Origin of the sequence: Flavobacterium sp. A45, from assembly GCF_002001005.1 — a bacterium.
In the GTDB taxonomy this organism is placed as follows: Bacteria; Bacteroidota; Bacteroidia; order Flavobacteriales; family Flavobacteriaceae; genus Flavobacterium.
Genome location: NZ_MUNX01000079.1, coordinates 1 through 10,862 on the forward strand (window position 1 = coordinate 1; position 10,862 = coordinate 10,862).

The 10,862-nt window shown below is 33.1% G+C and carries 12 protein-coding genes; 4 read left to right on the plus strand and 8 right to left on the minus strand.

Features of this window, described 5'->3' with window-relative positions; genetic code table 11:
- Nucleotides 1-76: 76 nt before the first annotated feature.
- Nucleotides 77-850 carry an alpha/beta fold hydrolase gene (locus B0E44_RS09125; protein ID WP_077373371.1) on the plus strand — a complete coding sequence of 258 codons (774 nt, stop codon included), beginning with the start codon at nucleotides 77-79 and terminating at the stop codon, nucleotides 848-850.
- Nucleotides 851-880: 30 nt separating this feature from the next.
- Nucleotides 881-1,501 (plus strand): ribosome biogenesis GTP-binding protein YihA/YsxC, encoded by a 621-nt coding sequence (gene yihA / locus B0E44_RS09130; RefSeq protein ID WP_077373374.1) that lies wholly within the window; start codon nucleotides 881-883, stop codon nucleotides 1,499-1,501.
- Nucleotides 1,502-1,576: 75 nt separating this feature from the next.
- On the opposite strand, the gene B0E44_RS09135 is transcribed toward yihA, so the two are convergent.
- From B0E44_RS09135 to gldB, 3 genes are all read right to left on the minus strand, one after another.
- Nucleotides 1,577-2,035, minus strand: a complete 459-nt coding sequence (locus B0E44_RS09135) for a DUF4252 domain-containing protein (RefSeq protein WP_077373377.1) — start codon at nucleotides 2,033-2,035, stop codon at nucleotides 1,577-1,579.
- A gap of 61 nt (nucleotides 2,036-2,096) precedes the next feature.
- Nucleotides 2,097-2,432, minus strand: a complete 336-nt coding sequence (gene gldC, locus B0E44_RS09140; RefSeq protein ID WP_077373380.1) for a gliding motility protein GldC — start codon at nucleotides 2,430-2,432, stop codon at nucleotides 2,097-2,099.
- On the minus strand, nucleotides 2,432-3,391 hold the full coding sequence (gldB, locus tag B0E44_RS09145; protein ID WP_077373382.1) for a gliding motility lipoprotein GldB: 960 nt from the start codon (nucleotides 3,389-3,391) through the stop codon (nucleotides 2,432-2,434). The genes gldC and gldB overlap by 1 nt, the downstream gene beginning before the upstream one ends.
- 199 nt (nucleotides 3,392-3,590) lie before the next feature.
- Between gldB and nadE the strand changes: the two genes are divergently transcribed.
- Nucleotides 3,591-4,388, plus strand: coding sequence for an NAD(+) synthase (nadE, locus tag B0E44_RS09150; protein ID WP_077373385.1), 798 nt, complete (start codon nucleotides 3,591-3,593; stop codon nucleotides 4,386-4,388).
- Nucleotides 4,389-4,476: 88 nt separating this feature from the next.
- Nucleotides 4,477-5,106: a response regulator transcription factor gene (locus tag B0E44_RS09155; RefSeq protein WP_077373388.1), complete on the plus strand. Its 630-nt coding sequence runs from the start codon at nucleotides 4,477-4,479 to the stop codon at nucleotides 5,104-5,106.
- Here the strand turns inward: B0E44_RS09155 and dnaG are convergent.
- From dnaG to B0E44_RS09180, 5 genes are all read right to left on the minus strand, one after another.
- Nucleotides 5,103-7,079 (minus strand): DNA primase, encoded by a 1,977-nt coding sequence (dnaG, locus tag B0E44_RS09160; RefSeq protein WP_077373391.1) that lies wholly within the window; start codon nucleotides 7,077-7,079, stop codon nucleotides 5,103-5,105. The genes B0E44_RS09155 and dnaG overlap by 4 nt on opposite strands.
- Nucleotides 7,080-7,217: 138 nt before the next feature.
- Nucleotides 7,218-8,258, minus strand: a complete 1,041-nt coding sequence (locus B0E44_RS09165) for a hypothetical protein (RefSeq protein WP_077373394.1) — start codon at nucleotides 8,256-8,258, stop codon at nucleotides 7,218-7,220.
- Nucleotides 8,259-8,289: 31 nt separating this feature from the next.
- Nucleotides 8,290-8,988, minus strand: a complete 699-nt coding sequence (locus B0E44_RS09170) for a hypothetical protein (RefSeq protein WP_077373396.1) — start codon at nucleotides 8,986-8,988, stop codon at nucleotides 8,290-8,292.
- A gap of 15 nt (nucleotides 8,989-9,003) precedes the next feature.
- Nucleotides 9,004-9,561: an RNA polymerase sigma factor gene (locus B0E44_RS09175; RefSeq protein ID WP_077373399.1), complete on the minus strand. Its 558-nt coding sequence runs from the start codon at nucleotides 9,559-9,561 to the stop codon at nucleotides 9,004-9,006.
- Between the two features lie 167 nt (nucleotides 9,562-9,728).
- Nucleotides 9,729-10,706 carry a polyprenyl synthetase family protein gene (locus B0E44_RS09180; protein WP_077373402.1) on the minus strand — a complete coding sequence of 326 codons (978 nt, stop codon included), beginning with the start codon at nucleotides 10,704-10,706 and terminating at the stop codon, nucleotides 9,729-9,731.
- Between the last annotated feature and the right edge of the window lie 156 nt (nucleotides 10,707-10,862).

Below are 10,862 nucleotides of genomic sequence, written 5' to 3' on the forward strand. Positions count from 1 at the left end.
AAAAAACAGCTCCCAAAATTCTTTTTAATTTTATAAACCCTATATTTGTGAAAAATTGAAAATTGTCATTTAAAACATGGAAAAATACTATAAAAAAGAAGGCAAATATGGATATTACGAAGCAGGCGAAGGAATTCCGATTGTCATCTTACATGGTTTAATGGGGGGACTTAGCAATTTTGATGCTGTAGCGAGTTACTTTTCTAACAAAGGATACAGAATCATCATCCCTGATTTACCTATTTACACTCAAAATATATTAAAAACAAATGTGAAGAGTTTTGCTGTCTATGTAAAGAACTTCATTACTTACAAAAAATTAGACAGAGTCATTCTTTTAGGAAATTCACTTGGAGGACATATTGCATTATACCATACCAAAATGTTCCCCGAAAAAGTATCAGGACTTGTAATTACCGGAAGTTCAGGATTATATGAAAGCGCTATGGGAGACAGTTACCCAAAAAGAGGCGACTACGAATACATCAAGAAAAAAGCCGAAGATGTATTTTACGACCCAAAAATAGCAACACCAGAACTTATTGACGAAGTATATGCCACAGTAAATGATCGTATAAAATTAATCAAGACCTTGACTATTGCCAAAAGTGCCATTCGTCATAATATGGCGAAAGATTTACCAAAAATGCATGTACAAACCTGTATTATTTGGGGGAAAAATGATCAAGTTACCCCTCCAGATGTAGCTGATGAATTCCATAGGTTATTACCTAATTCCACTTTGTACTGGATTGACAAATGTGGTCATGCCGCCATGATGGAACAACCCGAAGAATTTAACAAGCATCTAGAAGATTGGCTTACCCACACGCATCTTAGAGAACACTAATCGAAAAGGAGAATTTTATACTCAAAAAACATGAAAATTAATACTGCCGAATTCGTAATAAGTAATTCAGATGTAAGCAAATGTCCTAAAGACTTTTTGCCCGAATATGCTTTTATTGGCCGTTCCAATGTTGGAAAGTCGTCATTAATAAATATGCTGACTAACCACAAAAAACTAGCAAAAACATCTGGAAGACCCGGAAAAACACAGCTAATCAATCACTTTTTGATTAACAATAATTGGTTTCTTGTCGATTTGCCAGGTTATGGTTATGCCAAAGTTTCAAAAAAGACAAAATCAGTTTTTCAGGAATTTATCACTGATTATTTCGAAAACAGAGAACAGCTGGTTTGTGCTTTTGTTCTCATTGACATTCGCCATGAAGCGCAGACAATCGACATCGAGTTCATGTCGTACATGGGAGAAAGTGAAATTCCGTTTTGTATTATTTTCACTAAAGCAGACAAAATCAGCAAAGTAAAAATTGACTCTCATATTGCAGCTTACAAAAAACAAATGTTTGCCAACAACTGGGCCGAAATGCCACAGTACTTTGTCACGTCGGCAACAGAATCTACGGGAAAAGAAGAATTACTAAATTATATAGACGAAGTAAACCAAGAGGTTTTCAAAAATAATTCTGAATTTTAAAACCTTTGTCATTAAAAAAATCCCAAAACTGATTTTTAATTTCAGATTTGGGATTTTTACATTCTAGTACATAAATCACTTCAAATCATTGAAAGCAGTTAGGCTTCCAAGATCATTTATCTTCAAATCTCCCTGAACTTTCAAGAGTACTATCTCGGAATCATTTTCAATTTCGATAAGTAGCTCTTTCAAGTCTTCTCCTTTTTCGAAAGAATAAATACGAACTTTATCTTTAACATTATTCACCTGAAAAATTTCTTCAAAATCATTCTCTTTCAAAAAAACTTTAAAATTCTCTTTTAAAAGTTCCGGATTTGGTTTTGAAACCAAAATATGAAACTTTTTAATACCCGAAACTTGGCTGTTTAAGCTTTCAAACTCTTTCTTACCAACAATTGTTTTGACCAAAAAGCGTGAAGCTCCAAAAGAAACGGCTACTTGCTCTTTATTCTCTTTCTTGAATGCTGCATATGGTGTTTTGACTCCACAAGAAACCAAAAACAACGCTAGCGATAATGCGATTATATTCTTCATAATTTCTGTTTTAAAATAAAGACGACTAACGTTTTCATTTGTAACAGAGCCTTATCAAAAATTATTTCTTCAGCTCCAATTTCTCGGCAAAATAATCACAGAAGTCTAACATTGTATCCGACATTTTTTCATCATTAGTAGCTCTTTTAAAGGTATCAGCCATAGCCACTAAGGTTTGATGGAAAAAAATCTTCATTTCATCAACAGGCATTTCTTTAGTCCACAAATCGATACGCATACTTTCTTTGGCTTTACTGTCCCAAACATTAAGCATAATTGCTTTTGATTCTGAAAGTTCCACACCGCCGTCTTGTGCAGTCCAAAAAAGTTTTTCTGGAACACGATTTTCGTCTAATTCGACTAAAAATTTAATTTCTGAGGTATTTTTATTTGACATTATTTCTTGGGTTTGTATTTTGATTGTTCGAAAATTTCTTTGGCATCCATTTTTAACATCTGATCCAACTTAGTATCATTATTTTCCATAAAGGACCTTACTATTTGCCAGCCTATCCAAGAACCAACTTGTCCTGGAGAATCATTATCTATTTCCAGATAAAATTTTGAAAACGGCGAGGGATCGATAAATCTGGAAACCAATTTTTGCTCGTCACTATAAAGCATTTCTTTTTCAATAAAATAGCGCCATATATAACTCTCATTTTCTTGGCACCAAACAATTTGCTCTGGAGTGTATCCCATTTTTTCAGCATCAGTATACTCTGGAAGCAAAATATCTTTTAAATAAAGTTCTTTCCCAAAATAAATCATTTGGGACAACAAATTCTTCTCGGTTGGAGGAGCAATTTTTCCTGATGAAAAACTCTTCACAACATCGGGCATCATTTGTCTTTCTTCAAAATTTTGTTTCAAGTATTTAGGAAAAGTATAAAACTTATGATCCCTTCCTAAATACAATTCTAATGAAATTATAATTAACGAATCGGCATAAATTGCTTTATTGTTATAGTCCATATCCGAAATTAGCGTAATAACCTTAGGAGTTTTGGTCTTTGGAAAATAATATTTCATGTGCTGGACCAAAGTCTCCACACTATTTTGAATTCCTTCTGATGAAGGATACTTTTTTTCAACTTCAGTGTACACTTCTCTCCAGATAGGAGCAGTCATTTTGTTTGTCCAAACGGTGTCATGAATATTTGGTGAGAAAAAATAAGGATACTGTCTTTTTAATTTAGCCAAATCCTTTGGCGGTGTTTCAAAAAACTGCTTGTCAAAACGTTCTACCTTAATTTCATCTACTGGTGTTTCTTCAATAGCTTTTTCAACTTTGCTTTTTTGCTCACAGGACAACAAAAGCAAACTGCAAACTATCGTTAAGAGAAATAATTTCATATTTATTTTATTTATTTATCAGTTTCCTAATACTTTTACAGAATAATTCACAAATCTTCATAGGATTTTTCAACCTAAACCAAACATCCTCTATTCAATTGTATAATTTTATTTAAATTTGTTACCAATGGAATTCTAAAAACCTTGCATTCATTTTTTTTGCAAATATACATTCCTACTTTTTAAAACTTAAACTATTATGACTAAAAAAAGAACCCTAGAAATCGAAAAAGTAAATACACATATTGTCGAATGGCTAAAAAGTTATGCTGAAAATTCTAAAGTTAATGGTTTTGTAATAGGAATATCCGGTGGAGTAGATTCTGCAGTAACCTCAACACTATGCGCACAAACAGGTTTGAAAGTATTATGTGTCGAAATGCCAATTCACCAAGCACATAGCCATGTTACTCGCGGACGTGAACACATTGAACAGCTAAAAAAACGATTCCCAAACGTCAGTAATGTTGAAGCAGACTTAACTTCGGTTTTTGAAGATTTCAAAAAGCAGGTTCCAGAAACAACTGATTTACACAAACTGCATTTATCACTTGCAAACACCCGTTCCCGACTAAGAATGACTACCTTATATTATTTTGCTGGAATACATGGATTATTGGTTGCTGGAACCGGAAATAAAGTAGAAGATTTTGGAGTGGGATTTTACACTAAATATGGAGATGGAGGAGTCGATTTGAGCCCGATTGCTGACTTAATGAAATCGGAAGTCTATGAACTAGGTGCTTATCTGAAAATTCCAAATTCAATTTTGACAGCTGCCCCAACCGACGGATTATTTGGAGATGAACGAACAGATGAAGATCAAATAGGAGCAAGTTACGACGAATTAGAATGGGCAATGTACGCAGATGACTCAAAAACAGACCCAAATACATTCACGGAACGTCAAAAAACTGTTTACGAAATTTATAAAAAACTTAACAAAAACAACCAACATAAAATGAATCCTATACCAGTTTGCATAATGAACTGTTAAAAAAAAATAATTTGTCCGAAAAATTAGACTTATATGAAAATATTTTTTTAATTTTATATCTTCAAAAACAATCCTAAAACTAAATACCATGATTAAAGTTTGTTTAGCAGATAACTATCCTGTAGTACATTTTGGAATAAAATCGTACTTCAAAGACCATTCGGACATTTCTATTGTTGCCAATGTTGGTAACTTCGCAATGGTAAAAGACATCCTTCTTACAAAAGAAATAGATGTTCTTGTATTGGACTTGGAGCTTGAAGGGCTTTCAAGTATTTTCGAAATCAAATCGGTTTTGAAAAATTTCCCAAAAACAAAAATTATTTTTTACAGCGGACTTTCAGAACAAATTTACGCTCCAAATGCCATCAAAGCTGGAGTTTCTGGATTTGTTCACAAAACTGAAAAGCTGGAAACTTTGGGTCAGTCGATCATCAAAGTAAACCAAGGCAAAATCATCATGAATGAAGCTGTAATGAAAAACATTGCTTTGATTGCAAAACAAAGCAAAAGCGAGCGTTTGTACAGAAAACTTTCCAATCGTGAAGTAGAAGTACTGCGTTATTTGAGCGACGGTAAGAAAAACCACGAAATCGCTGAAATCTTATCACTTAACGAGAAAACAATCAGTACTTACAAACTACGATTATTGACTAAATTAAACGTTACAAATCTAGTAGATTTAGTAAACAAAGCTAAAACTTTAGAGATCGTTTAACTGTAGCGAGACATTACTCTTCCTAATTTTTTTGAAAAAGAATTAATCAGTTTGTAGTAATCCATCGCCAAAGACATTGACTCTGTATTATCTGAACCTGGTTCATTTGATACAGAGTTTTTTAATTCATCTATAATTCTATCTACCAAATACCAGCGCATTGTTAGAATGGTTTCCGATACATATTGGCTGATTGTTTCATTTTTAGTTTTTGGGATGATATTTTGACCTATCCAATTATGCAATACCAGCCTTTCGTCTTCCATTAAAATATCAGTTACCTCTTGAGCAAAATCGGAATTTAACTGCATTAAATACCTCTCAATTTCTACATTTTCATTCTGCAGAAAATACTGAATTAAGTCATTAAAAATATCACGGAACAAAGGATTAGCAAGTTCCACCTCATCTTCCTGCAAACTCAGATAAATCCTTTGGTAAACCTTATATTCTTTCTTTTCAGTTACCGTTTCAATTTCACCGGATTCATTTGTTTTCATGAAATCATCTTCAAACTCCTCCGTTTTATTGCCATATAATAAAAGAATCTCAATTATTTTTCGCTCCAAACGATACAATACATCAACTTTTGCAGTTTGAACAGGATTTTCATTTTTTACAATTTCAAAAGCTTTTTGCTCTTGTTTTGCTTTTTTCCCTACTTCGCTAACATCTTTTTGAACTAATTGCGCCAAAGTGCTTGTCAAAACCTGCTCGGAAATATCCATTATTCTGGAACATTCCTGTATGTAAATTTCACGTTGGATTCTGTCCGGAATTTTCGAAATACTCTGTACCATATCCCGAATCAAATCGGCTTTCTTAACAGGATCGTTCTTAGCATCATTCATCAAAAGAGACGCTTTGAACTGAATAAAATCCTTGGCATTGTTATCTAAATAGGCAACTAAATCTTCATAAGGAGTTTTCTTGGCAAAACTATCAGGATCTTCTCCATCAGGGAAAGCACAAACTTTTACGTTCATTCCTTCTTCAAGAATCAAATCAATTCCACGAATAGAAGCGCGAAGTCCAGCAGCATCACCATCAAAAAGAACAGTAATATTTTTAGTCAGCCTATTGATTAAACGAATTTGATCCGGTGTAAGAGCCGTTCCAGATGAAGCCACGACATTCTCAATACCCGCTTGATTGAACTGAATAACATCAGTATAACCTTCGACCAAAAAACAATTATTTAATTTTGCTATTGATTGTTTCGCTTGAAAAATACCATACAGCACTTTACTTTTATGGTAAATTTCACTCTCTGGCGAGTTTAAATATTTGGCTGCTTTTTTATCATTGGTCAAAATTCGCCCTCCAAAACCAAGCACTCTTCCTGACATGCTTTGAATAGGAAACATAACCCTGCTTTTGAAGCGGTCAAAAGGACGGTCTTCTCTAGCAATCGTAAGTCCAGTGCTTTCAAGGAATTCCATTTTATAGCCTTTTCCTAATGCTTCTTTTGTAAAAGCATCCCAAGTTTCTGGTGAATATCCCAAAGCAAATTTCTTGATAGTCTCATTGGTAAAACCACGCTCTTTGAAATAAGAAAGTCCAATAGCTTTTCCTTCTTCAGTATTTAAAAGTGTAGTATGAAAATAGGTTTTGGCAAATTCAGAAACCAAATACATACTTTCACGAACATCGGTATTTGCTTTTTCTTCATCAGATTGTTCTGTCTCTTCAATCTCAATATTATATTTTTTGGCCAAATACCGAATGGCTTCCGGATAGGTGAAATGTGAATGTTCCATCAAAAAAGCAACTGAATTTCCTCCTTTTCCGGAACTGAAATCTTTCCAAATTCCTTTTGCTGGCGAAACCATAAAAGATGGAGAACGCTCATCCGAAAACGGGCTCAGCCCTTTGAAATTACTTCCTGCTCTTTTTAACTGTACAAAGTCTCCAATAACCTCCTCTACTCGAGCGGTTTCAAAAACTGTATCTATAGTTGCTTGTGATATCAAACTTATGAAAATATTTAATTGTAATTCTTTCGAAAATTCGAAGAGTTACAAAAATACACAAATCAAACTTTATAATTAAAAATAAAAAAAGTGCTTCATCGCTGAAACACTTTTAAACTAAAACAACTTAACTAATTACTAATTAAAATCGAAACGAAGTCCCAATGAAATATTATTTTGATCAACAGGATTGTTTTCGAACAAAGGCTGTAAATCGTATTTTAAATACAAACTTGTTGATTTGTAACCCACATATGTACTTAGACCGTAATTAAAATCATTTACATTATAATTCCCTTTGGTTTTTTGCTCCACATCATTACCGCTGGCATCATCAAAGCAAAGAATTTGTTTGGATTTCACCCTAAACCCTGCATACCCTCCCAAGCCAACTCTCCAACTTTTATGGGTTCTAAAATAATCCGCATCATCCCGTATTTCTTTCTTAGTAAAATCAAACTCTAAATGCAATGGCACCATGATATACACATTTCTAAATCGGGATTCGTCTAAATGTACTGTACTGGTAACCAAATCGGTTTGCGCACCATTTTTTTCGAAATATCTGTTATCGGTAGCTCTTAAATTATTATACATCAATGATAAACCGTATTTGAAATGCAACAGATTATCCTCTTTCAAAAGTCGGGTATTAGACGTAAAACCCCATTCATAAAAATGAGAATTCCAATATTTAAAATCCGAATTGGCAACTTGTTTATCTGTGACTAAATTATTGGCTCCAAAAGCAAAAACAAACTGAGAAGTAGTTCTTTTCTCTCCTTTACGCTCTCTCCTTTCGAAGTAATCTTTTGAAAAATGAATACTGATAGAAGCTGATGAATCTTTAGCATTGCTTTTTAACTTTCCATCCACTTTATCCTGCACTATTAAATGCAATTCTTCTTCAAGTTTTGCAATTTGATTTTCAATAGCAATAGCGGAAGCTTCGGCTAATTCTTTCTTCTTTTTATCAGCATCTTCTATTGTAATTTTATTTTCGGACAATTCGACATTCACCTTCTCTACCTTTGTTTTCAATTTCTCCTTTTCTTCCTTTACTACCGTTTCCATCTTGGATGCAACTACTTTTGTTCTGCTTTCGAATGATTCTTGAGCCAGCATTTTGCTTCCGAAAAGGCATACGAATACTACTAAGTAAATTTTAAAATTTCTCATGTTTGTTTGTTTTTTAAATGTGATTGATGATTTATTCTGAATTTCGATTGCTCAAAGCTAATTTGGCGGCTTTAAAATTTTGATTTACAGTTTTAATTGCTTTCTCTCTAAAAGTAAGTTCTAGCTCACCATCGACTTGACTAAGCAATTCATTCGAATTAACTTTAACATTCGATTTGGTTACCACAAAACTCTTTTTTGGAGAGGCATTATCTACCGATGCTAATAGCTCGTCAGCATTAACATACTTTCGTTTAATTGGAACTATTTTCTGTTCCGCTTTTTGATTGATGATTGGTATTATTGGTTCCTGGATAATTTCTTTCTCGGCAAGTTGATTTTCTTTATTGGATAAAATGCTACCGGAATCAATCTCTGATTTTATTTCATTTGATGCTAATTGTTCCTTAACAGCTCTAATCACTTCCTTTTTTTTAGTAGAAATTAATTGTGTTGGTTTTGTATTTGCTTTGGGAATAGCTTTTACATCATTGGTCACAACCGCATTTTCAAGAGTTTCATTATCTTTTTGATTTTGGTTGAAATACAAATTTCCTATTAGCAAAAAACCTAAAACACTCGCAGCAATATACATCCACCTAAAGTTGCGTTTTGGTTTTTCGGCAACAGTAAGCATAGCATCCAATCTGTCCCAAGAAGCAGTTGAAGGGGCAATCTCCCTTGCATTAATCTTTTCTTTAAATTGATTTTCTATGACACTTTTTTTCATGATATTATTTTTTTCTCAAGAATACTTTTCCTTATTTTTCAGAATGTTTATCTGTTCTTTCAAAATTCTACGGGCATGCGCAAATTGTGATTTGGATGTACCTTCCGAAATACCAAGCATACTTGCAATTTCTTTGTGTTTATAACCTTCCATAACAAATAAATTGAACACAATATTGTAACCATCTGGCAAACTGTCAATTAAATTTTGAATATCTTCTATAGAAAACTGAATATCGGTTTTATTCTCCGTTTCTTCAAAACCAGCGGAATCTTCTATAAAATGTACCTTTTTTTGAACCCTGATAAATGAAATACATTCATTAATCATCGTTCGCCTAATCCAGCCTTCAAAACTTCCTTTATTTTCAAACCGTCCGATGTTGACAAACACTTTCATGAAAGCGGTAATCATAACATCTTCTGCCAATTGCAAGTCTTTTATGTACTGTCGACAAACACTTAACATCTTTGGCGAATATTTGGAATAAATACATTGTTGAGCCTGTCGGCTGTTTTTGACAGCCAATGCTATTATTTCATTTTCTTCCTGATGTAAATTAATTACTTTCAAAATCTTTAAAAAGAGGTTCTATTACTATAGACGAGAATTAAACCAAAAAGGTTGTATGGATTTAAAAAAAAGTTAAAATAAAAATACAATTTATTTTAACAAATAACACAAATGGCTATTTATCAAATACTTAAAGCTAAAATAAAAATATTTTTTCAACTTAAAATTTACTTCTTTCTTTCGATAACGTAGTTCACCATTAAAATTAGTGCTGCTTTATAGTCCGATTCGGGGTAATCGTTCAACAGTTGTAATGCTTCTTGCTGAAATTCGACCATTTTATTTTCGGCATAAGTCAAACCGTGATTGTCTTTTACAAAAGCAATCACCTCTTTAACTCTTTTTTTATTCTTGTTGTGGTTTTTTATCGAATTGATAAGCCAGCTTTTTTCTTTTGAAGTACAATTATTAAGAACATGGATTAATGGCAAAGTCATTTTTTGTTCTTTAATATCTATTCCTGTTGGTTTTCCAATAGCTTCCTCTGAATAATCGAACAAATCATCTTTGATTTGAAATGCCATTCCGATGAGTTCTCCAAACTTTCTCATGTTCTCTACCTGAACCTCATCCTCCACAACCGATCTAGCACCAAGGGCACAACAGGCTGCAATAAGTGTAGCAGTCTTTTTTCGGATGATTTCGTAATAAATGGCTTCGGTAATATCAAGTCTTCTGGCTTTTTCTATTTGAAGTAATTCACCTTCGCTCATTTCACGAACAGCAACAGAAATAATTTTGAGTAAATCAAAATCGCCATGATCAATAGAAAGTAACAATCCTTTGGACAACAAATAATCCCCTACCAGAACGGCAATTTTATTTTTCCAAAGTGCATTAATGGAGAAAAAACCTCTACGTCTATTACTGTCATCCACCACATCGTCATGAACCAATGTTGCCGTATGAATTAATTCAATAACGCAAGCCCCTCTATAAGTTCGTTCGTTCACTTCGCCTTTGGATACCATTTTGGCCATCAAGAAAACAAACATAGGTCGCATTTGTTTTCCTTTTCTGTTGACGATATAATACGTGATACGATTTAAAAGCGCCACTTTGGAAGTCATTGATTCGTAGAACTTTTTTTCAAAAAGTTCCATTTCGTAAACTATTGGCTGCTTTATTTGTGTAGTAATATTCATTTAGATGTCAAATATACTATTTTAAATAAAAAAACGTTAATCATAATATGTTAAGTGTAAATAATTATTTTGTGCTTTTAAATCCTAAATAATTATATTCATTGATTCTTATACGTTATAAGTTTCTTGCAAAATGGTTTTAAGTATGATTATAAC

Coding starts and splice junctions, on each gene's coding strand:
- B0E44_RS09180 (WP_077373402.1), bottom strand. CDS start 10,706: ATGAATATTACTACACAAATAAAGCAGCCAATAGTTTACGAAATGGAA.
- B0E44_RS09170 (WP_077373396.1), bottom strand. CDS start 8,988: ATGAAAAAAAGTGTCATAGAAAATCAATTTAAAGAAAAGATTAATGCA.
- gldC (WP_077373380.1), bottom strand. CDS start 2,432: ATGTCAAATAAAAATACCTCAGAAATTAAATTTTTAGTCGAATTAGAC.
- B0E44_RS09135 (WP_077373377.1), bottom strand. CDS start 2,035: ATGAAGAATATAATCGCATTATCGCTAGCGTTGTTTTTGGTTTCTTGT.
- B0E44_RS09165 (WP_077373394.1), bottom strand. CDS start 8,258: ATGAGAAATTTTAAAATTTACTTAGTAGTATTCGTATGCCTTTTCGGA.
- gldB (WP_077373382.1), bottom strand. CDS start 3,391: ATGAAATTATTTCTCTTAACGATAGTTTGCAGTTTGCTTTTGTTGTCC.
- B0E44_RS09155 (WP_077373388.1), top strand. CDS start 4,477: ATGATTAAAGTTTGTTTAGCAGATAACTATCCTGTAGTACATTTTGGA.
- yihA (WP_077373374.1), top strand. CDS start 881: ATGAAAATTAATACTGCCGAATTCGTAATAAGTAATTCAGATGTAAGC.
- B0E44_RS09125 (WP_077373371.1), top strand. CDS start 77: ATGGAAAAATACTATAAAAAAGAAGGCAAATATGGATATTACGAAGCA.
- nadE (WP_077373385.1), top strand. CDS start 3,591: ATGACTAAAAAAAGAACCCTAGAAATCGAAAAAGTAAATACACATATT.